This is a genomic window from Streptomyces sp. TLI_053, assembly GCF_900105395.1.
Classification (GTDB): domain Bacteria; phylum Actinomycetota; class Actinomycetes; order Streptomycetales; family Streptomycetaceae; genus Kitasatospora.
Map to the genome: position 1 here is coordinate 6,006,788 of NZ_LT629775.1, position 19,335 is coordinate 6,026,122.

At 73.4% G+C, this 19,335-nt stretch carries 21 protein-coding genes; 13 read left to right on the plus strand and 8 right to left on the minus strand.

What is annotated here, in order from left to right:
• Nucleotides 1–142 precede the first annotated feature (142 nt).
• Nucleotides 143–1,258, plus strand: a complete 1,116-nt coding sequence (gene mycP / locus BLU95_RS24745; RefSeq protein ID WP_159424986.1) for a type VII secretion-associated serine protease mycosin — start codon at nucleotides 143–145, stop codon at nucleotides 1,256–1,258.
• 4 nt (nucleotides 1,259–1,262) lie between these two features.
• Here mycP and BLU95_RS24750 read toward each other — a convergent pair whose 3' ends face one another.
• Complete coding sequence (locus BLU95_RS24750; protein ID WP_093861930.1) at nucleotides 1,263–1,922, minus strand: NAD(P)-dependent oxidoreductase; 660 nt, start codon at nucleotides 1,920–1,922, stop codon at nucleotides 1,263–1,265.
• A 127-nt stretch (nucleotides 1,923–2,049) separates the two neighbouring features.
• Here BLU95_RS24750 and BLU95_RS24755 point away from each other — a divergent pair, with 127 nt between their 5' ends.
• Complete coding sequence (locus tag BLU95_RS24755; RefSeq protein ID WP_093861931.1) at nucleotides 2,050–2,433, plus strand: winged helix-turn-helix transcriptional regulator; 384 nt, start codon at nucleotides 2,050–2,052, stop codon at nucleotides 2,431–2,433.
• A 74-nt stretch (nucleotides 2,434–2,507) separates the two neighbouring features.
• Nucleotides 2,508–3,134, plus strand: a complete 627-nt coding sequence (locus BLU95_RS24760) for a DinB family protein (RefSeq protein ID WP_093861932.1) — start codon at nucleotides 2,508–2,510, stop codon at nucleotides 3,132–3,134.
• 74 nt (nucleotides 3,135–3,208) lie between these two features.
• Here the strand turns inward: BLU95_RS24760 and BLU95_RS24765 are convergent, their stop codons facing one another.
• On the minus strand, nucleotides 3,209–3,673 hold the full coding sequence (locus tag BLU95_RS24765) for an RNA polymerase sigma factor (RefSeq protein WP_093861933.1): 465 nt from the start codon (nucleotides 3,671–3,673) through the stop codon (nucleotides 3,209–3,211).
• A gap of 539 nt (nucleotides 3,674–4,212) precedes the next feature.
• Nucleotides 4,213–5,001 carry a hypothetical protein gene (locus BLU95_RS24770; RefSeq protein WP_093861934.1) on the minus strand — a complete coding sequence of 263 codons (789 nt, stop codon included), beginning with the start codon at nucleotides 4,999–5,001 and terminating at the stop codon, nucleotides 4,213–4,215.
• A 256-nt stretch (nucleotides 5,002–5,257) separates the two neighbouring features.
• Between BLU95_RS24770 and BLU95_RS24775 the strand changes: the two genes are divergently transcribed.
• Complete coding sequence (locus BLU95_RS24775; protein ID WP_093861935.1) at nucleotides 5,258–6,295, plus strand: hypothetical protein; 1,038 nt, start codon at nucleotides 5,258–5,260, stop codon at nucleotides 6,293–6,295.
• A gap of 88 nt (nucleotides 6,296–6,383) precedes the next feature.
• On the opposite strand, the gene BLU95_RS24780 is transcribed toward BLU95_RS24775, so the two are convergent.
• Entirely contained in the window at nucleotides 6,384–6,974 is a 591-nt protein-coding gene (locus BLU95_RS24780) for an isochorismatase family protein (protein WP_093861936.1), read from the minus strand.
• Between the two features lie 294 nt (nucleotides 6,975–7,268).
• Nucleotides 7,269–8,585 carry a nicotinate phosphoribosyltransferase gene (locus tag BLU95_RS24785; RefSeq protein ID WP_093861937.1) on the minus strand — a complete coding sequence of 439 codons (1,317 nt, stop codon included), beginning with the start codon at nucleotides 8,583–8,585 and terminating at the stop codon, nucleotides 7,269–7,271.
• Nucleotides 8,586–8,838: 253 nt separating this feature from the next.
• On the opposite strand from BLU95_RS24785, the gene clpS reads away from it, so the two are divergent.
• The 9 genes from clpS to BLU95_RS24830 all read left to right on the plus strand — a co-directional run bounded on the left by clpS (nucleotide 8,839) and on the right by BLU95_RS24830 (nucleotide 15,014).
• A complete protein-coding gene (gene clpS, locus BLU95_RS24790) occupies nucleotides 8,839–9,132 on the plus strand; it encodes an ATP-dependent Clp protease adapter ClpS (RefSeq protein WP_030394235.1) in 294 nt (97 codons plus the stop codon).
• A gap of 85 nt (nucleotides 9,133–9,217) precedes the next feature.
• On the plus strand, nucleotides 9,218–9,793 hold the full coding sequence (locus BLU95_RS24795) for a DUF2017 domain-containing protein (RefSeq protein WP_093861938.1): 576 nt from the start codon (nucleotides 9,218–9,220) through the stop codon (nucleotides 9,791–9,793).
• 226 nt (nucleotides 9,794–10,019) lie between these two features.
• Nucleotides 10,020–11,474 carry an amino acid permease gene (locus tag BLU95_RS24800; RefSeq protein WP_093861939.1) on the plus strand — a complete coding sequence of 485 codons (1,455 nt, stop codon included), beginning with the start codon at nucleotides 10,020–10,022 and terminating at the stop codon, nucleotides 11,472–11,474.
• A gap of 66 nt (nucleotides 11,475–11,540) precedes the next feature.
• Nucleotides 11,541–11,972, plus strand: a complete 432-nt coding sequence (locus BLU95_RS24805) for a M67 family metallopeptidase (protein WP_030394232.1) — start codon at nucleotides 11,541–11,543, stop codon at nucleotides 11,970–11,972.
• Nucleotides 11,973–12,121: 149 nt separating this feature from the next.
• Complete coding sequence (locus BLU95_RS45600) at nucleotides 12,122–12,241, plus strand: putative leader peptide (RefSeq protein WP_317621128.1); 120 nt, start codon at nucleotides 12,122–12,124, stop codon at nucleotides 12,239–12,241.
• A 104-nt stretch (nucleotides 12,242–12,345) separates the two neighbouring features.
• On the plus strand, nucleotides 12,346–12,624 hold the full coding sequence (locus BLU95_RS24815) for a MoaD/ThiS family protein (RefSeq protein ID WP_030394231.1): 279 nt from the start codon (nucleotides 12,346–12,348) through the stop codon (nucleotides 12,622–12,624).
• Nucleotides 12,625–12,715: 91 nt separating this feature from the next.
• Complete coding sequence (locus tag BLU95_RS24820; protein ID WP_093861941.1) at nucleotides 12,716–13,684, plus strand: PLP-dependent cysteine synthase family protein; 969 nt, start codon at nucleotides 12,716–12,718, stop codon at nucleotides 13,682–13,684.
• Between the two features lie 157 nt (nucleotides 13,685–13,841).
• On the plus strand, nucleotides 13,842–14,033 hold the full coding sequence (locus tag BLU95_RS24825) for a MerR family transcriptional regulator (protein WP_093861942.1): 192 nt from the start codon (nucleotides 13,842–13,844) through the stop codon (nucleotides 14,031–14,033).
• 234 nt (nucleotides 14,034–14,267) lie between these two features.
• The gene (locus BLU95_RS24830) at nucleotides 14,268–15,014 is read left to right on the plus strand and encodes an MBL fold metallo-hydrolase (RefSeq protein ID WP_093861943.1); all 747 of its coding nucleotides are present in this window, start codon (nucleotides 14,268–14,270) and stop codon (nucleotides 15,012–15,014) included.
• 78 nt (nucleotides 15,015–15,092) lie between these two features.
• Here BLU95_RS24830 and BLU95_RS24835 read toward each other — a convergent pair whose 3' ends face one another.
• From BLU95_RS24835 to BLU95_RS24845, 3 genes are all read right to left on the minus strand, one after another.
• A complete protein-coding gene (locus BLU95_RS24835; protein ID WP_093861944.1) occupies nucleotides 15,093–16,382 on the minus strand; it encodes an NtaA/DmoA family FMN-dependent monooxygenase in 1,290 nt (429 codons plus the stop codon).
• Nucleotides 16,379–17,497, minus strand: coding sequence for an LLM class flavin-dependent oxidoreductase (locus BLU95_RS24840; protein WP_093861945.1), 1,119 nt, complete (start codon nucleotides 17,495–17,497; stop codon nucleotides 16,379–16,381). The genes BLU95_RS24835 and BLU95_RS24840 overlap by 4 nt, the downstream gene beginning before the upstream one ends.
• A gap of 433 nt (nucleotides 17,498–17,930) precedes the next feature.
• Entirely contained in the window at nucleotides 17,931–19,202 is a 1,272-nt protein-coding gene (locus BLU95_RS24845; RefSeq protein WP_093861946.1) for a PTS transporter subunit EIIC, read from the minus strand.
• Nucleotides 19,203–19,335: the final 133 nt, after the last annotated feature.

Sequence of the window (19,335 nt, forward strand, 5' to 3'; positions counted from 1 at the left end):
TCTGCGCTGAGTGGGGTGGCAGGGCTTGAGTGGCTGGCGTCCGAGTCGCGGGACAACCGTGTTGGCGGGGGTGTTGCTGGCAGCGGTCGGCGCTGGGGCGTCCCGCGCCGACAGTGTGAGGGATTCTCAGTGGCCGCTTGCCATGTTCCGGGCCGAGTCCGCAGTCTGGCCGGTCTCGCAAGGGGACGGTGTCACCGTCGCGGTCATCGACAGTGGTGTGCTGAAGGACCATCGAGACCTCACGGGGCAGGTGCTGGCGGGTAAGGACCTCACCGGAGCGAACACCGACGGCACTGTTGACACCGACGGCCACGGAACCGGTATGGCCAGCCTCATCGCCGGCCACGGTCACGGCGATGAGGCCGGTATCAAGGGTCTGGCCCCCAAGGCCAAGATCCTTCCGATCCGCATCGAGCTGGACGGGGAGTCGCTCTCGACGAGGTCGGGGCTTGCGATGGCGATCCACTATGCCGTCGACCACGGCGCGAGCGTCATCAACATGTCCCTCGGCGGGCCCTCCGGGGCTGATCCCGACGAGCGAGCAGCGGTCAAGTACGCAGTTGACAAGGATGTTGTCCTCGTTGCCAGTACTGGCAACGGCACAAACGCTGTGGAGTATCCAGCGGCATTCCCCGGGGTTGTCGCGGTCGGGGCCGTCGACAGGAACGGGCAGCTCTGGAGCAAGTCGACCGTCGGCCCCGAGACCACCCTGGTGGCGCCGGGCACGGAAATCCCCCGGGCCGGTTCCAAGTCGACAAGCGCGCAAGGCATTGGTAACGGGACCTCCGACGCCACCGCCTACGTCTCCGCCACCGCCGCGTTGATCCGGGCGAAGTATCCGTCGCTCTCCGCCGGGCAGGTCATCAACCGGATGATCAAGTCCGCCTCCGCGCCCGGGGACGGCTCGGCGGTGCCCAGCAACCGCTACGGGTACGGGGTGCTGGCGCCGGGGAAGGCGTTGGAGGCGGATCCGGCGGTGGACGGGGGGCCGCGGGAGAATCCGTTGGTGGGGCGGGTGGAGTCGCAGGGGAGTGTGCCGCCGCCGTCGGAGGAGGCGTGGGAGTCGCCGGAGGCGGTGGCGCCGGTGGTGGACGGGGGGAACCGCGGGGTGCGGTGGGTGCTGGTGGGGGCGGCGGGGGTCGCCGGTGCGGTGGTGGTGGGGGTTGTGGCGGCGGTGCTGGTGGTGCGGGGGCGGCGACGGCGGGACCGGGCGGCCGCGGCGGCGTACCAGGGGTATCCGCCGCCGCGGCAGGGGTGAGGGGCTACTCGGCGACGGCGATCTGCTCGCGGTGGCGGGCCGCCGGGCCGGTGAGCTGGTCGGTGACGGCGGCGGCGAGGTCGGCCTGGGCGATCCGGCCGCCGAGGACCTGGGGGCCGCCCAGGCGGTAGTGGCCGGTGCCGGGGGCGGTGCGGTCGAGGTCGAGGGGCGGGGTGACGACGACCCAGTCGAGGGTGGCGGGGGAGTCGCGGAGCAGGTCGAGGGCGGCGGCGTGGCCGAGGGAGAAGGCGCGGTGGGCCTCGGGGAAGGCGGGGTCGTCGTGGACGGCGACACCGGGGGCGGTCTCGAGGGTGGTGGCGATGCCGACGTGGACGAGGCGGTGGACGCCCGCCGCGGCGAGGCCGGTGATCAGGGCGCGGGTGGCGGCGGGGTAGAAGTCGCCGGCGGGGACGTCGGGCGTGTGGACGGTGCTGACGGCGGCGGCGTGGTCCCGGGCGGTGGTGGCGACGGCGGCGGGGTCGGTGACGTCGCAGGGGGTCAGGGTGATTCCGGGGCCGGCCAGGTCCGGGTGCCGTTCGGGGGCGCGGACGGCGGCGGTGACGGTCAGTCCGCGGCGTCGGGCCTCCGCGACGACGGCGCGGCCGACCTGGCCGCCGGCGCCGAAGACGACGAGGTCGGTGGTGGTGGCGGGGGTGCGGTCCATGGCGGTCTCCGTCGGTGGGTCGGGGCGGGGCCAGGGGGGCCGTCCGCCGTCGCGGTGACGGTAGACCGGGGGGTGCCGGTTACTTCAACGGTACCGGCGGGGAGCGCTGTTCGGTTACGGTCGAGGGATGACTCGGACCGTGCCCGCGCCGCTGCCGCCGGACTTCTTCGACCCGGACTGCCCCGTACCGACGGTTCCGGTGCTCGGGGGGAAGAAGTGGGCGTGGCGGATCCTGCGTTGTCTGGAGGGCGGTCCGCGCCGGTTCTCGGAGCTGCGGGTGTCGCTGGTGGGGATCACGGCGAAGGTGCTGACCGAGTCGCTGCGGTCGATGGAGCAGGACGGTGTGCTGGAGCGGACGGAGTTCGCCGAGAACCCGCCGCGGGTCGAGTACGCGCTGACGCCGCTCGGGCGGACGCTGCTGGGGCCGATGGACGCGATGTGCGACTGGAGCCGGGCGAATCTGGCGGAACTGCTCGCCGCCCGGGAGGCCTCCGGGCTCGCGGAGCGGTAGGGCTGGCAGGATTTCGGTGACCGCTGGCGCTGACGCCGCTGGTGGGGGCGGTGGGGCGCGACCATCCTGGGCGCATGACCAATTCCGAGCACACCGCGTCCGAGCCCGAGCTCTCGCCCGCGCCCGGGCCCGATCCCCTCGCCCCCGCCGACGCGATCGTCCCCGCCGACGCGATCGTCCCCGACACCAAGGACTGGACCTGGGTGCTGGAGGAACCCTGTGCCGACTGCGGCCTGGACGCGGGCGCCGTGGTGCGGGAGGACGTGGCCGGGATGGTCCGGGCGAACGCGGCCGGCTGGACGGCGGTGCTGGGCGGCGACCCGGAGGCGCTGCGCCGGCGTCCGCGTCCGGAGATCTGGTCGGACCTCGAATACGCGTGCCACGTCCGCGACGTCTTCCGGCTGTTCCTGGTCCGGCTGGACCTGATGCTGGACCAGGACGACCCGCTGTTCGCGAACTGGGACCAGGACGCGACGGCGGTCGCCGAGCGCTACGGCGAGCAGCGGCCGGACGTGGTGGCGGCGGAGCTGGCGGCGGCCGCGGAGGCGCTGGCGGCGGCGTTCGAGGGGGTGACGGGCGCGCGGTGGGCGCGGACCGGCAACCGCTCCGACGGGGCGCGGTTCACGGTGGAGTCGTTCGCCCGCTATCTGATCCACGACCCGGTCCACCACCTGTACGACGTGACGGGCGAGCGGGTCTGAGCGCGGGCGCCCGTGGCGGGCCCGTGAGCGGGCCAGGGCGGGCCGGTGCGGGCCGGGTCGGGCCCGGCGGCGGCTCACCAGCCGGAGGCCTCGCGCAGCATGGTGCGGCGGAGCCGGCCGGCCACGCTGGCGGTGTCGGTGCCGACGACGTCGGCGATCTCGGGCGCGGCGAGACCGACCACGTAGTGCAGGATCGCAAGGTCGTCGTCGGCGGCGCGGCCGGGGCGGTCCTGGGCGGCCGGGCGGCCGGAGGGCAGGCCGTTCTGCCGGGTGTGCTCGTCGACGGTGGTGCGCAGGATCTGCCAGGCGTGCGCGGTGGGATTCGAGCTCCCCAGCAACTCGCGCCACTCGACGGCGATTTCGGCGAAGGCCTGTTGGACGGCCGCGGTCGCCCGGTCCGGGTCGGGCAGCCAGACCCGGGCGTAGCTGAGGTACCGCGGCCGGTGCAGCTCGCAGAATGCCGCGAACTCCAGCGGTACGGCCGGTGGTTCGCCGGGCCCCGGGGGTGGCTCGGCGGTGCTGTCGTGACGTTGGGTCATCTCGGCTTCTCGGCAAGTGAGATGGGCATCTGACGGTCGATCATCTGTGCTCACTCTACGGTAGGCGCTCGGTGCGCTGGGTTACCAATCGGATGGAATGCCCGGAAGGAGTCGCCGTGCGGCCGGTTCCGGCGGTGGCCGGGTGGAGGCCGGCGTGCGGTACGGCGGTGGCGGAGGGGCGTGGAGTGCTGCGCAGTGGTGTCAGAGGCTGGGGTGCGGTGCTTCGTGGCCGGTCAGCGGGGTGGCACGGCCGTGGTGGCGGATCGGTCGGTGCGCCACCGCGGGGGGTGTGATGTGCCACCGTAAGCGGTTCGGCGGTTCCCGTCCACGCCTGCGGCGCGAAGCCGCGCCCGCACCACCGGGCGCACCACCGCTCGCGCGCTGGGTGGGCCGGGCCGGGCTGCGGCGATGACGCGGGCAGCGGCCTGGCGGCGCGGTTCCGGAGCGGGTGGGGTGGGGGCCGGCCCCGTCGCACGCGTCCCGCGTGCCCGGCCCTTCGTCGGCGGATCGCCGTGTACGAGCAGAGAGTTGACGAACTGTCAGGTGGTGTTGCGGGTCTTCGTCGGAGCGGTCAGGTCGTCCGGTGCGGTGCCCCGGGCGAGTTGGGCGGGGAAGGCCTCCGCGGCCCGGCGGCGGGCGCGCCGCGCGGCCGCCGCAGCCGCGGCCCCTGCGGTGCGGGCCACTTCCTCGGCCGCGGCGAGCCGTTGCCGTTCGTGCTCCCGGCCCCGGAGGTCCTCGGGGCGGACGTCGGCCGTGCCGTGGTCCGCGGTCCCGCGTCCCGTCGCGGCGCCGCCCCGCGGGCCGGTGCCCGGTGCGCCGGTGCCCGGTGCGTCCGCCGCGTCGTCCTCCGGTGCGTCGGTCTCCGGTGCGGGATGCTCCGCGGCTTCGCGGCCGGGGTCCTCCCGGAGCTCGCGCAGCTCGTGCGCGGTGCTCTCGGCGGCCTCGTGCGCGGCCCTGGCGGCGGCTCGCAGTCGCGCCGCCCCGGAACCCCCTCGGGCCCGCGCGGGCGCGGTGCGCGCCGACTGCTCCTCGGCCGCCTGTCTAGCCGCCAGATAGGCCTGGACGGCTGCCATTCCGTAGACGGGCTGAATCAGTTGATGGCCCTTGAAGAAGGGGCGGGCGGGCGCGAATCCGGCGGCGACCACGAGGTCGCGGATCTCGGCTATCTCCGCTTCGCTGCGCGCGGTGAAGCGGACCTCCCAGCCCTTCTTGTAAGTATGGCCCTGTGCGCCGCTGCGGCGGGCCGGGTCCGGCCGGCGGACGTATCCGGGCAGGCGTCCGAGGCGGAGCTGGGCCGCGCGGAGGCCGGCGGTCTCGTCACGTGACATGTACTAAGGGTAGGCAATCCGGCGGGCTGGAGTGACGTCCGGAGGTGACTTTGCCGTATGTGCTTGGTCACGCACGGTCAGACGGCCAGGTGGTCGATCGAGAGTGATCGAGTATGACAAGACGATGATCACCCATTCCTCCGAATGGGTGAGGGTATGAGGACTTTAGTGCGGGCTGGTCCCGGTTTCGCGACGGTTGGGTAACAGTGCGTCAGGCGGCCGGGAAAGGCTCCGGAGCGTTGGGGATGGTGTCGGCATGAACTACCGGATTCCCACGCCGCCGCCCTCCCTGGAGGAGCTGGCGCGCCGTCAGCAGAACGTCCTCACCGCCGGTCAGCTGCGCGCCAGGGGCGTGCCGTCCCGGGTCGTCAGCGAGCACTGCCGCCGCGGCGGGCCCTGGCAGCGGCTGCTGCCCCGGGTCTATCTGATGCAGTCCGGCGAGCCCTCGCCGGAGCAGCGGATGTGGGCCGCGCTGCTGTACGCGGCGCAGAACGGCAGGGAGGAGGGGAGCCGGGAGGGGGCGGTGATCACCGGACCGGCCGCGCTCGCCCTGTACGGCTTCGCCGCGGTGCCCCGGCTGCCGGCGGTCACCGGGGTGGACGTGCTGGTGCCGCGCCAGCGCCGGCTGAAGGACGCCGGGGAGGTGCGGATCCGGCGCACCGAGCGGGAGTTGGTGGCGCGCTCGGTGCACGGCCTGGCCTGCGCGCCGGTCGCCAGGGCGGTGGCCGACGCGCTCCGCGAGTGGACCTCCGCCGAGTGGACGGCCGGCGCCGGCGCCGGGGTGTTCGCTCCCGCGCCGGTCCGGGAGGTGCTGTGCGAGGCCGTCCGCCGGCCCGAGCTCCGCTGCCCGGTGGGGGAGTTGGCCGCCGAGCTGGCCGAGTCCGGGCTGACCGCCGACCCCCGGGTGCGGGCCGTGCTGGACGGCCTGCTGGCCGCCGAACGCGACCGGGTGCTGGAGCGGGTCGGCGAACTGGTGGACGAATGGCTGCTGCCGGTGCCGTTGACCTCCCCGGAGCTGCGGATGCGCGGCGGCACCTACGTCGCGGTGCCGGACCTCTACTGGCCGCAGGCGGGTGTCGCGGTCGAGGTCGACTCGGAGCTGCGCTGCGTCAGCGAGGGCGAGGCGGCCTGGGTGCGCGGCGGGCAGCACCGGATGGAGTACCTCGGGGTCCGGGTGGTGTACGTCTCCGGCGCCCGGCTGGCCGAGGACGCGGACGCGGTCGGCGCCGAGCTGCGGGAGGCCTTCCGGCTGGGCGGCACCGACGTGGTGGAACTGCTGGTCACCGAGCGGTGAGCGCCCGGCAGTCCGGAGCCGTCGCCGGGAGGGCCGGGTCGCCGGAACCGCCCCGGAGGGCGCTCCCGCGGACGGGACGGTGCCCGGCTCAGCCCCCGACCATCGGGGTGCCGACCAGCTCCACCCCGGCCGCCCGCAGTTCGTCCAGCGCGGCGGCGGTGGTCGGCGCGGCCACCCCGGCGGTGAGGTCGAGCAGCACCCGGGTGGTGAACCCGGCCCGCACCGCGTCCAGAGCGGTGGCCTTGACGCAGTGGTCGGTGGCGATGCCGACCACGTCCACCTCGGTGACCTGCCGCTCGCGCAGCCACTCGGCGGGCCCGCGGTCGTTCTCGTCCAGACCCTCGAAGCCGCTGTAGGCCGCGGCGTACGCGCCCTTGTCGAAGACCGCCTCGATCGCGCCGGAGGTGACGGAGGGCGCGAAGTTCGGGTGGAAGCCGACCCCTTCGGTGCCCGCGACGCAGTGCACCGGCCAGCTGTGCACGAAGTCGGGGTGGTCGGAGAAGTGGTCGCCCGGGTCGATGTGGTTGTCCCGGGTGGCGAGGATGTGCCGGTAGCCGGGGGCGGACTCGGCGATGAGGTCGGTGATCGCGGCGGCCACCTCGGCCCCGCCCGCGACGGCCAGGCTGCCGCCCTCGCAGAAGTCGTTCTGCACGTCGACGACGATCAGTGCCCGGTGCATGGCTGGTATTCCTCGGTCCGGTGGGGTCCTGCGGAGGACGTGGGGAGGGGGCGTGAGGGGACCTCAGGCCCGTGTGAGGGGAACTCTACGGTCGACTGTAGGCAGTGGCATCCGGGGGCGGAAGGCCCGGGGAGGGCCCGGCCCCTCGGCCCGTCCACGAACCGTCGCGGGGAACCGTGCGCCGTCGCGGGGAACCGTGCGCCGTCGGGCGGAACCGTGCCGCCGGGCGTCCGCCCGTAACGGTCCCGCCGCGTCCGTCCCGGCGCCATGCGTTCCGCCCCGCCCGTCCCGGCGTCACACGTGCAGCTCGGTCGCCAGCACGGGATCGCCCTTGGACAGCTGGGTCGCCGACAGCGGCAGCGCCGCCCGGGCCCGGACGTGCCGCTCGCGCGCGGCCTCCAGCGGCTCCCGGCCGACCACCTCGCCGGCCTTGACCAGCGGCACCTGCACCAGGTGCGGGGCCAGTTCGGCCGGGACCGTTCCGGTGCCGACCACCTCGGCGTCGGCGACGCCGTCCGCGTCGGGTCGCCGGGCGGCCCACTTGCGCCCGCCGACGCTGGTCTTGCCGCCGGCCGAACGCTTGGCGACCGGCTCCAGCGGCCCGTCCGGGCCGGCCGCCCGGGCGACCAGCTTGTAGACCATCGCGCAGGTCGGGTGCCCGCTGCCGGTGACCAGGCTGGTGCCCACGCCGTAGCCGTCCACCGGGGCGGCGGCGAGTGCGGCGATCGCGTACTCGTCGAGGTCGGAGGTGACGATGATCCGGGTGCCGGTGGCACCGAGCTCGTCCAGCTGCCGCCGGACCCGGTGGGCGAGCAGGGTGAGGTCGCCGGAGTCGATCCGCACGGCGCCCAGCTCGGGGCCGGCCACCTCGACGGCGGTGCGCACGGCCTCCCGCAGGTCGTAGGTGTCGACCAGCAGGGTGGTGCCCCGGCCCATCGAGTCGATCTGCGCCCGGAAGGCGTCCCGCTCGCTGTCGTGGACGAGGGTGAAGGCGTGCGCCGCGGTCCCGGTGGTCGGGATGCCGTAGGCGAAACCGGCCTCCAGGTCGGAGGTCGCGGTGAAGCCGGCCACGTAGGCGGCGCGGGCGGCGGTGACGGCCGCCCGCTCGTGGGCGCGCCGGGCGCCCATCTCGATCACCGGACGCCCGCCGGCCGCGGAGGTCATCCGGGACGCGGCGGCGGCGATCGCCGAATCGTGGTTGAGGATCGAGAGGATCACCGTCTCCAGGATCACCCCCTCGGCGAAGCTGCCCTCGACGGTGAGCAGCGGGGAGCCGGGGAAGTAGACCTCGCCCTCGGGGTAGCCGTGGATGTCGCCGGTGAACCGGTAGTCGGCGAGGAAGCGCAGGGTCTCCTCGTCGACGATCCGCTGGTCGGCGAGCCAGTCGAGCTGGGCGGAGGTGAAGCGGAAGCTCTCCACGGCGTCCAGGACCCGGCCGGTGCCCGCGACCACGCCGTAGCGGCGGCCCGCGGGCAGCCTGCGGGTGAACACCTCGAAGACGGAGCGGCGGTGCGCCGCCCCGCTGCGCAGGGCGGCCTGGAGCATGGTGAGCTCGTAGCGGTCGGTGAGCAGCGCGGTCGAGCCGGCCGCAGTCACGGAAGTGGCGTCCATGAGGATGATGCTACTACCCCTTAGCGTCAGATTGACGATTTCTCGCGGGCGGATCGTCGGCGGGCGCGTCGCGGGCGTCCGGGGAGGGTCCGGGGAGGGGCTCGGGAGCGGCTCGGGAGCGGCTCGCGGGGCCGGGGGCGGAATCGCCCCGAGGTCCCCCGGATGGCAGCATGGGGCTGAAGGGGCACGTGCAAACCACGTGACGGCCAGGTGGGAGCCACCTGGAGAGCCAGGCGACAGGAGGGACCCCGCGGTGAGTGTCGCGCCCGTGGAGATCGAGCGCCCGGAGGTCGAGGGCGTACCGGTGGCGGAACCGGACACCCCCTGGGTCACCATCGTGCACAACGACCCGGTCAACCTGATGAGCTACGTCCAGTACGTCTTCCAGGCCTACTTCGGCTATCCGAAGGACAAGGCCAGGAAGCTCATGATGGAGGTGCACACCAAGGGCCGGTCGGTGGTCTCCAGCGGCTCGCGCGAGGAGATGGAGCGCGACGTGCAGGCGATGCACGGCTACGGCCTCTGGGCCACCCTGCAGCACGACTGAGGCCGCCGCGCCGGTCGGGGCGACGGCGGCGGCGGAAACAGCGACGATGACGGCGACGAAGACGAAGACGGGCTGACCGATACCGATGGCTGGGTTGTTCGAGAGTGCCGGTGGCGGGGGCGCGGTGCTCGCGCTGGACGAGCTGGAGGCCTCCATCCTGCGCTCGCTGGAAGTGCAGATGCTGGAGCTGATCGGGCCGGGCCCGGGCGGGGACGGCGGTGACCCGCTGGCGGCGCTGTTCGCGGAGGGGCCGACCGAGGCGCCCGCCGACCCGGCGCTGGCGCGGCTCTTCCCCGACGCCTACGGGGACCCCGCCGGACCGGTGGACCCGGAGTCCCGGGAGGCGGCCGGGGAGTTCCGCCGCTACACCGAGCCGGACCTGCGGACCCGCAAGCGCGAGGACGCGCTGTACACGGTGCGCACCCTGGACGGCCTGGGCGGCGGGGACGGGACGGTCGAGCTCGACACCGTCGGGTGCCGGCACTGGCTGGGCGCGCTCAACGACCTGCGGCTGACCCTCGGGGTGCGACTGGAGGTCACCGACGAGGACGAGAAGGGCCTCTACGAGCTGCCGGACAGCGACGACCGCAAGCCGCTGGTGATGGCCTACCTGTGGCTCGGCGCGCTGCAGGAGTCGCTGCTGGAGGCGATGGCCGACTGAGTCGCCGGGGCGTCCCGGGAACGGTCGCCCGGGCCCGGAACAGGCCCCGACCGCCCGTCCGCATGCTGGACGGGCGGTCGGGGCTTTTCCGGTCAAAACGGGCGAAACCCTATCGGGACATGCTCAAATATCGCTCAGATGGACACCGCTGTGCGGATCGGGCGTGGTACGACTGCTCCCCACCCCCACGAGTCCCACCACGAGATCCCATCCAGGACGGTGCACCATGGCCGAAAAGCTCTACGACGAGGTCGTCGACGCGAAACCGGACGAGGAGGGCTACGAGCGGGGACTCGGCAGCCGCCAGATCCAGATGATCGCGATCGGCGGCGCGATCGGCACCGGCCTCTTCCTCGGCGCCGGCACCGCGATCTCCAAGTCCGGCCCCAGCCTGATCCTCTCCTACGCGGTCGCCGGCGTGGTGATCTTCGCGATCATGCGGGCCCTCGGCGAACTCCTCACCTACCGCCCGGTCTCCGGCAGCTTCGCCGAGTACGCGCGGGAGTTCCTCGGCCCCTTCGCCGGTTACGTGACCGGCTGGACGTACTGGCTGTTCTGGGTGGTCACCGGCATGGCGGAGACCACCGCCGCGGCCGTCTACGTCCGCTTCTGGGCACCCGACATCCCGCAGTGGCTCAGCGCGCTGGTCTTCCTGGTGATCCTCTACGGGGCCAACCTGATCTCGGTGAAGCTCTTCGGCGAGATCGAGTTCTGGTTCTCCATGGTCAAGGTCACCGCCATCATCGGCATGATCCTGATCGGCATCGGCGTCCTCACCCTGGGCTTCAGCGACGCCGGCGACACCGCCTCGATCACCCACCTGTGGGAGAACGGCGGCTTCTTCCCCAAGGGCATCGGCGCCACCGTGATGACCCTGCAGATCGTCATGTTCGCCTACCTGGGCGTCGAACTCGTCGGGGTCACCGCGGGGGAGAGCGAGAACCCGCAGAAGACCCTCCCGCGCGCCATCAACACCCTGCCCTGGCGCATCGCGCTGTTCTACATCGGCGCCCTGGTCATCATCCTCTCGCTGGTGCCGTGGACCGAGTTCCAGCCCGGCGTCAGCCCGTTCGTCGCCGCCTTCGGCAAGATCGGCATCCCCGCCGCGGCCGGCATCATCAACTTCGTGGTGCTCACCGCCGCGCTCTCCTCCTGCAACTCCGGCATGTACTCCACCGGCAGGATGCTGCGCGACCTCGCGCTGCGCGGCCAGGCCCCCGGGAAGCTGACCAAGCTCAACTCCCACCGCACGCCGTCCGTCGCGATCACCCTCTCCTGCCTGCTGATGGGCCTCGGCGTGATCCTCAACGCCGTCGTCCCGGCCCGCGCGTTCGAATACATCACCTCCGTCGCCACCGTCTGCGGCCTCTGGACCTGGGCGATGATCCTCATCTGCCAGATCCGCTACCGGAAGGCCTGGCAGGGCGGCCACCTGCCGCCGCCCAGCTTCAAGGCGCCCGGCGGCGTCTGGAGCAGCTGGGCCTCGCTCGCCTTCCTGGTCCTGGTGGTCGTGCTGATCGCCCTGGACCCGGACAACCGGATCTCGCTCTACGTCTTCCCGGTCTGGGCGGTCCTGCTCGTCGTCGGCTACCAGGTGCTCAAGCGCCGCCGCCCCGAGGCGGTGCACGGCGTCGCGCACGACCACCTGCACGCGGCCGGCGACGGCGCCGACACCCACTGAGACGGCACCCCCGGCCGTCGTGGACGCCCCGGCGGTGACCCGCCGGGGCGTGGCTATCCTGGCGCCATGCTGACCATCACCCGAGAACTGCGCGACGCGATCGTCGCCCACGCCCGCGCCGACCACCCGGACGAGGCCTGCGGTGTGGTCGCCGGTCCGGAGGGCAGCGGCCGCCCCGAGCGGTTCGTCCCGATGCTCAACGCCGCCCGCTCGCCCACGTTCTACGAGTTCGACTCGGGCGACCTGCTGAAGCTCTACCGCGAGATGGACGACCGGGACGAGGAACCCGTGATCGTCTACCACTCCCACACCGCCACCGAGGCCTACCCCTCGCGCACCGACGTGAGCTACGCCTCCGAGCCGAACGCCCACTACGTCCTGGTCTCCACCGCCGAGGGCAACGGCGCCGAGGACCCGTACGAGTTCCGCTCGTTCCGCATCGTGGACGGTGTGATCACGGAGGAAGACGTCCAGGTCGTCGAGGCCCACCAGGCCTGACCCGCACCCACCTGGGCGAGGCCCGCCGACCTCCGCGAGTGGTCGGCGGGCCGCCGCCGTTCCCGGGACATCTCGACATGGGGGACGAAAACATCCGCATGCCGGGACGGGCATGGAGGAGCGGGCCCGGGAATCTATACGATGAGCCCATGCGTTCCGTCGATGTGAGCAACCAGGCCCCGGGCACCCGCCTCGTGGCGCGCCTGCACATCGACCTGTGCCGGCACGCCGGCGCGATCTGTCCCGGTACGCCGGCGCGCTCGCGCTGAGCCGCCCGTCCCGGCCCGCCCGCGGTTCCCACCGCCCCGGGCCGTCACGCCCTGCCGCGCCCGCTGCGGCCCACCCACCTCACGACTCGCACAGGAGCGCAGCCATGGCCATCGAGGTCCGCATCCCGACCATCCTCCGCACCTACACCGACGGCGCCAAGGCCGTCGAGGGCACCGGCAGCAACCTCGGGGAACTCTTCCAGGACCTCGACGCCCGCCACCCGGGCATCGCCGCCCGCCTGCTGGACGGCGGCGAGCTGCGCCGCTTCGTCAACGTCTACCTGAACGACGAGGACGTGCGCTTCCTGGAGGGCATCTCCACCGCCCTCGCCGACGGCGACAGCGTCACCATCCTGCCCGCCGTCGCCGGCGGCGCTCGCTGACACCCCGCCCGCCCCGGCCCGGCGCTCCGCCCGGGCCGCGGCGGGCCCCGCCCGACCGGACCCGACCGAACCGCCGCCGCCGGAGGACCCCTTGCGTTACGACAGCCCGCTCGAAGCCGTCGGCAACACCCCGCTGGTCCGCCTGCCCCGGCTGTCGGCCGCGGTGCCCGGCAACACCGACGGCCTGGTCACCCTGTGGGCGAAGCTGGAGGACCGCAACCCCACCGGCTCCGTCAAGGACCGCCCGGCGCTGCACATGATCGAGCGCGCCGAGGCCGACGGCCGGCTCACCCCCGGCTGCACGATCCTCGAACCCACCAGCGGCAACACCGGCATCTCGCTCGCCATGGCGGCCAAGCTCAAGGGCTACCGGATGGTCTGCGTCATGCCCGAGAACACCAGCGAGGAACGGCGCGAACTGCTCCGCATGTGGGGCGCCGAGATCATCCCCTCGCCCGCCGCCGGCGGCTCCAACACCGCCGTCCGGATGGCCAAGGAGATCGCCGCCGAGCACCCCGACTGGGTCATGCTCTACCAGTACGGCAACCCCGACAACGCCGGCGCCCACTACGCCACCACCGGCCCCGAGATCCTCGCCGACCTGCCCACCGTCACCCACTTCGTGGCCGGACTCGGCACCACCGGCACCCTCATGGGCGTCGGCCGCTTCCTGCGCGAGAAGGTCCCCGGCGTGCGGATCGTCGCCGCCGAACCGCGCTACGACGACCTGGTCTACGGGCTGCGCAACCTCGACGAGGGCTTCGTCCCGGAGCTGTACGACGCCGAGGTGCTGACCACCCGCTTCTCGGTCGGCTCCGCCGACGCCGTCCGCCGCACCCGCGAACTCCTCCAGGAGGAGGGCATCTTCGCCGGCGTGTCCACCGGCGCGATCCTGCACGCGGCGATCGGTGTCGGCCGCAAGGCCGCCGGGGCCGGCGAGCGCGCCGACATCGTCTTCGTGGTCGCGGACGGTGGCTGGAAGTACCTCTCCACCGGCATCTACACCGCCGAGTCCACCGAGGCCGCCGTCGAGGCGCTGCAGGGCCAGCTCTGGGCCTGAAACCCCCACCGCCCCGATCGTGACGATCGGGGATTTGTCCGTACCGTGCTCCCGGTTCGTCACGGTACGACCACGGTGGCCGTTCCGGTGCGGGACCGCCGCCCGGCGCGGAAAGGCTGCTCACGAACGTCTCCCCACGCACCAGCGGAGGTGGCCCGTGAGTCGCAGTACCGACCTGTGGTCGTACGCCGAGATCGCCCGTCACATCAACGTCCAGCCGGAGACCGTCCGCAACTACCGGCGGCACGGACTGCTCCCCGAACCCGACCTGGTCGACGGCGGCGGCCACCCGCGCTGGTACCCCGAGACCGTCCGCGCCTGGGCCCGGAGCCGCCCCGGCCACCGCTGAGCCGTCCGCCGCCGGGCCGCCCCGGCGGGCGCCGGTCCACCACCGGCGCACCGTCCGTCCCCCGTCCCCCCGGCGTTCTGGTGATTCCAGCCACAGCACGGCACGGAGACGGGGGCAAAGTGCCGCTCCGCCCTTACTCTCGACAACACGCGCAGGGCAGCGCCTCCGGCCGGTACTCCCGGCCCGCTGTCATGACCAGCGGCAGCCAGGACGTGTCGGGGCGGAGGGGCTCGGATGAAACTGACCGTGGTGGGGTGCTCGGGGAGCTTCCCGTCGGCCGACTCGCCGTGCTCCAGCTACCTCGTGGAGGCCGACGGCTACCGGGTCGTGCTCGACCTCGGCAACGGCGCGCTCGGCGCCCTGCAGAAGTACACCTCGATCTACGAGGTCGACGCGATCCTGCTCAGCCACCTGCACGCGGACCACTGCATCGACCTGTGCGCCTACTGGGTCGCCCGCAACTACCGGGCCGAGGGCTGCCCCGCGCCGATGCCCGTCCACGGCCCGGCCGGCACCGCCGAACGGATGGCCCGCGCCTACGACATGCCGGAGAACCCCGGGATGAAGGAGGTGTTCGAGTTCCGCACCCTCACCCCGGGCCGCTTCGACCTCGGTCCCTTCCGGATCGACGTCGCCCAGGTCAACCACCCCGTCGACGCCTTCGCCTTCCGGCTCGAGCACGACGGCCGCAGCCTGGTCTACTCCGGCGACACCGGGGAGAGCCCCGAACTCGTCGAGCTAGCCCGGGACACCGACCTCTTCCTCTGCGAGGCCGCCTACCTGGACGGCCGGGACACCTACCGGGCCGTCCACCTCAACGGCCGCGAGGCGGGTGAGCACGCCACCGCGGCCGGCGCCCGCCGGCTCGTGCTCACCCACATCCCGCCGTGGACGGACGCCGAGCTCAACCGGCGGGACGCGGCCGCCGCCTACTCCGGGCCGGTCGAGATCGCCCGGGCCGGCGCGGTCTACGAGCTCTGAGCCCGGCGCGGTCTACGAGCTCTGAGCCCGGCCCGGGCTACGAGCTCTGAGCTCCGAGCCCGGCCCGGGAACGGTCCCTCAGCGGCGGCCGGGGACCGGCAGGCCGAGGTGGTCGCGCAGGGTCGTCCCGGTGTACTCGGTGCGGAACACCCCGCGCTCCTGGAGCAGCGGCACCACCCGGTCCACGAACTCGTCCAGCCCGCCCGGGGTGAGGTGGGGGACGAGGACGAAGCCGTCCGCGGCGTCGCTCTGCACATGGCGGTCGATCTGCTCGGCCACGCTCCGCGGGGTGCCGACGAAGGACTGCCGGCCGGTCACCTCGATCACCAGTTCGCGGCTGCTGAGCCCCTTCGCGGCGGCCACCGCCCGCCACTGGGCGGCGATCTCCAGCGGATCGCCGAGCGAGGTGCGTCCCTGGACCAGCCCGGAGTCGCGCACCGGGTCGGCCTCCGGCAGCGGGCCGTCCACGTCGTGGCCGGAGAGGTCGACGCCCCAGACCTGTTCCAGGTAGGCGACGGTGGTGGCCGGGCTCACCTGGGCGCGGCGGATCGCGGCGGCCCGTTCGACGGCCTCCTCCTCGGTGTCGCCCAGCACCCAGGTCACCCCCGGCATGATCTTCAGCTCGTCGGGCTTGCGCCCGTACCCGGCGAGCCGTCGCTTGACGTCGGCGTGGAAGGCCTGCCCGGCGGCCAGGGTGGAGTGCCGGCTGAAGATCACGTCGGCGGTGGCGGCGGCGAACTCGCGGCCCTCGTCGGAGTCCCCGGCCTGGATCACCACCGGGTGGCCCTGCGGCGGCCGGGGCAGCGAGAGGGTGCCCTCCACGTCGAACTGCGGGCCCCGGTGGCGGACCGTGCCGGTGCCCGCAGCGTCCCAGAACTCCCTTGCCAGCTGTACGAATTCGGCGGCCCGGGTGTAGCGGTCGGCGCGGTCGAGGTAGCCGCCGCGGCGGAAGTTCTCACCGGTGAAGGCGTCCGAGGAGGTGACCACGTTCCAGGCGGCGCGGCCGCCGGAGAGATGGTCCAGCGAGGCGAACCGGCGGGCCAGTTCGTACGGCTCGTTGAAGGTGGCGTTGACGGTCGCGGCCAGCCCCAGGTGGGTGGTGACGGCGGCGAGCGCGTTCAGCACGGTGATCGACTCGGGACGGCCCAGCACGTCCAGGTCGTGGATCCGGCCCTTGACCTCGCGCAGCCGCAGGCCCTCGGCGAGGAAGAGGAAGTCGAACCGGCCGCGCTCGGCGGTGGCGGCGAGGTGGCGGAAGGACTCGAAGGCGATCTGGCTGCCGGCGGCCGGATCGGTCCACACCGTGGTGTTGTTGACGCCGGGGAAGTGCGCGGCGAGGTGGATCTGCTTGAGCGGACGGTCCGTCATCGGGTCACCTCGGGGGTCGCGGCGGAGCGGGCGGACGTTCCGGTGCCGGCGGAGCGGGAGGACGTTGCGGTGGTGGCGGGCGTTCCGGCGGCGGAGGTGTCGGTGCCGCCGGCGCCGCCGGTGGCCGCGTAGCGGCTGGCGGGCCGGGCCAGGCCGAGCCGGTCGCGCAGGGTGCGGCCGGTGTAGCCGGTGCGGAACAGGCCGCGCTCGCGCAGGGCCGGCACCACGTGGTCGGCGAGCACCGCGAGGTCGCGGGCCGGGTCGGCGGGCACCAGGTGGAAGCCGTCGACCCCGCCGCCGCCCTCGGTGGCCTCGGTGAGCAGGTCGGCGGTCGCGGCGGCGGTGGTGAGCGCGACCGGGATCCGGGCCAGGATCCGCAGCGCCTCGCCGCCGCGCAGCCGCAGCTCGGTGGCGGCGGTCAGCCGGGCGGCCCGGTCGGGGGCGTCGAGCAGGACGACGTCCGCGTGCCGGGCGGCGGTGGCCACCCGGGCGCGGCCGCCGGGGCCGGCGTCCGGTGCGAGGTCGGCGGCGGCGACGGTGACCGCGATCACCGGGCGGCCCTGCGGCGGGCGGGGGGTGATGGACGGCCCCCGGACCGAGAAGTACGGGCCCTCGAAGTCGATGTGGTGCAGCTTGGCGCGGTCGACGAAGCGGCCGGTGGCGGTGTCGCGGATCTCCGCGTCGTCCTCCCAGCTGTCCCAGAGCCGGGAGGCGGCGTCGGCGGCGTCGGCGGCCTCGGCCCAGAGCTCCTCGGCGGGGGCGGTGCCCCGGCGGCCGAAGGCCCTGGCCTCCGCCCCGGTGTCGGAGACCCCGACCAGCCAGCCGGCCCGGCCCTCGCTGACCCAGTCCAGGGTGTTGACCGCGATCGAGGTGTGGAACGGCTCGGTGTGGGTGGTGGTGACGGTCGGGACCAGGCCGAGGCCGTGGGTGACCGGCGCGAGCCGGGCGAAGGTCGCCAGCGCGTCGAGGCGGCGGGGTTCGGGGGTGTAGGAGTCGTCGAGGGTGACGAAGTCGAGGGTGGCGCGTTCGGCGAGCCGGGCGAGACCGGTGAAGTGGGCGGCGTCGAACCGGCCGGGGCTGTCGAGGGCGGCGGAAAGGTGCAGCTGGCGTGGCATGGGTGGCCTTGACTTTCCTCGTACGGGAGCGGTGCGTGCCGCGGGTCGCGGAACCGGCCCGGGCCCCGGCGGCGGGGACGGGCGGGGCGCGGACGGGCACGGGGCGGCGCGCCCTGGTCACGGGCGGGCGTGGGAGGCGGGAGGAACGGCCGGGGCGCGGCGGGACGTCAGCCGGGCGGCGGCGGGGGGAACGCTCGGGTCAGCCGCGACACGCCGCGGACCACACGCGACCGAAGTCGATGTGGCTGCGGGTCACCAGCGGGCCGGGGGTGTTCACCGTCCCAGTTGACCAGCGCTCTCGCCGGTTCGTCAACCGCCGTCCCGGCGGGCGGGCGGACTGCCGGACGCACGAACGGCCCCGCCCCGCCACCCGGGGGAGCGGGTGGCGGGGCGGGGCCGTGAGCGGCGTGCGGGTGGTTCCGGGCGTCGGGCGTCAGGCCTTGGTGACGTCCTCGACCTCGTCGTCGTCCTCGCGGCCGGGGGTCTTGATGTCGAACTTGACGATCGCGAACCGGAAGAGGAAGAAGTACAGCGCGGAGAACACGAGGCCGATCGGGATGATCAGCCACGGGTCGGTGGCCAGGTTCCAGTTGAGCAGGTAGTCGATCAGACCCGCCGAGAAGCCGAAGCCGTCGTGGACGCCGAGGCCCCAGGTGACCGCCATCGACAGGCCGGTGAGGAGGGCGTGGATCACGTACAGCACCGGGGCGATGAACATGAAGGAGAACTCGATCGGCTCGGTGACACCGGTCACGAAGCTGGTCAGGCCGACCGAGATCATCATGCCGAGGACGGCCTTGCGGCGCTCGGGCCGGGCGCAGTAGGCGATCGCCAGGGCGGCGGCCGGCAGGCCGAACATCATGATCGGGAAGAAGCCGGACATGAACTGGCCGGCGGTCGGGTCACCGTGGAAGAAGCGCGGGATGTCGCCGGTCCAGGTGGTGCCGGAGGCGTCGGTGAAGCTGCCGACCTGCTGCTGGAAGAAGGTGTTCAGGAACTGGTGCATGCCGACCGGGATCAGCATGCGGTTGGCGACACCGTAGATGCCGGCGCCACCGGCGCCGAGGCCGGTCAGCCAGTCGCTCGCGTTGGTCAGGCCGGTGCCGATCGGGCCCCAGACCAGGCCGAACACGACACCGAGCAGGGTGCCGACGAAGGCCATCAGGATCGGGACCAGGCGGCGGCCGTTGAAGAAGCCGAGCCAGTCGACCAGCTTGGTGCGGTGGTACTTCTGCCAGATCAGGGCGCTGAGCAGGCCGACGATGATGCCGCCGAAGACGCCCGGGTCCTGCGGCTTGCCCTTCGGCAGGGCGGCGGTGATCGAGCCGTCCACCGGGAACGCGGTGAGCACGTTCTTGTAGACCAGGAAGCCGACCAGGGCGGCCAGCGCGGTCGAGCCGTCGGCCTTCTTCGCGAAGCCGATCGCCACGCCGACGCAGAAGAGCAGCGCGAGGTTGCCGAAGACGGCGTCACCGGCGGTGGCGAACACCGTGGCGACCTTCCCCCAGCCGAGGCCGTCCTTGCCGAAGACATCGTCCTGGCCGAGGCGCAGCAGGATGCCGGCGGCGGGGAGCACGGCGACCGGCAGCTGGAGGCTGCGGCCGATCTTCTGGAGACCCTGCAGCGTGTTCTGGCCGAACTTCTTGGCGGCACTTGGCGTGGCCGGAGCCGTGGCGGGCGCCGGTGCCTGCGCAGACTGACTCATGGGGGTGGGTTCCTAACGGCAAGGGCGGGTCGGTCGGGGGAAGGTGCACAGGGCGCCGAACCGCGAACTGGTCTACACCACACGTGGTGTAGACCAGTTTTGTAGCACGGGTGGAGGGGGTGCGGAACCCTCG

Bases quoted from the DNA above. Each gene is read 5' to 3' on its own strand.
- mycP (WP_159424986.1), top strand. From the start codon at position 143: ATGTTCCGGGCCGAGTCCGCAGTCTGGCCGGTCTCGCAAGGGGACGGT.
- BLU95_RS24750 (WP_093861930.1), bottom strand. From the start codon at position 1,922: ATGGACCGCACCCCCGCCACCACCACCGACCTCGTCGTCTTCGGCGCC.
- BLU95_RS24755 (WP_093861931.1), top strand. From the start codon at position 2,050: ATGACTCGGACCGTGCCCGCGCCGCTGCCGCCGGACTTCTTCGACCCG.
- BLU95_RS24760 (WP_093861932.1), top strand. From the start codon at position 2,508: ATGACCAATTCCGAGCACACCGCGTCCGAGCCCGAGCTCTCGCCCGCG.
- BLU95_RS24765 (WP_093861933.1), bottom strand. From the start codon at position 3,673: ATGACCCAACGTCACGACAGCACCGCCGAGCCACCCCCGGGGCCCGGC.
- BLU95_RS24770 (WP_093861934.1), bottom strand. From the start codon at position 5,001: ATGTCACGTGACGAGACCGCCGGCCTCCGCGCGGCCCAGCTCCGCCTC.
- BLU95_RS24775 (WP_093861935.1), top strand. From the start codon at position 5,258: ATGAACTACCGGATTCCCACGCCGCCGCCCTCCCTGGAGGAGCTGGCG.
- BLU95_RS24780 (WP_093861936.1), bottom strand. From the start codon at position 6,974: ATGCACCGGGCACTGATCGTCGTCGACGTGCAGAACGACTTCTGCGAG.
- BLU95_RS24785 (WP_093861937.1), bottom strand. From the start codon at position 8,585: ATGGACGCCACTTCCGTGACTGCGGCCGGCTCGACCGCGCTGCTCACC.
- BLU95_RS24795 (WP_093861938.1), top strand. From the start codon at position 9,218: ATGGCTGGGTTGTTCGAGAGTGCCGGTGGCGGGGGCGCGGTGCTCGCG.
- BLU95_RS24800 (WP_093861939.1), top strand. From the start codon at position 10,020: ATGGCCGAAAAGCTCTACGACGAGGTCGTCGACGCGAAACCGGACGAG.
- BLU95_RS24805 (WP_030394232.1), top strand. From the start codon at position 11,541: ATGCTGACCATCACCCGAGAACTGCGCGACGCGATCGTCGCCCACGCC.
- BLU95_RS45600 (WP_317621128.1), top strand. From the start codon at position 12,122: ATGCGTTCCGTCGATGTGAGCAACCAGGCCCCGGGCACCCGCCTCGTG.
- BLU95_RS24815 (WP_030394231.1), top strand. From the start codon at position 12,346: ATGGCCATCGAGGTCCGCATCCCGACCATCCTCCGCACCTACACCGAC.
- BLU95_RS24830 (WP_093861943.1), top strand. From the start codon at position 14,268: ATGAAACTGACCGTGGTGGGGTGCTCGGGGAGCTTCCCGTCGGCCGAC.
- BLU95_RS24835 (WP_093861944.1), bottom strand. From the start codon at position 16,382: ATGACGGACCGTCCGCTCAAGCAGATCCACCTCGCCGCGCACTTCCCC.
- BLU95_RS24840 (WP_093861945.1), bottom strand. From the start codon at position 17,497: ATGCCACGCCAGCTGCACCTTTCCGCCGCCCTCGACAGCCCCGGCCGG.
- BLU95_RS24845 (WP_093861946.1), bottom strand. From the start codon at position 19,202: ATGAGTCAGTCTGCGCAGGCACCGGCGCCCGCCACGGCTCCGGCCACG.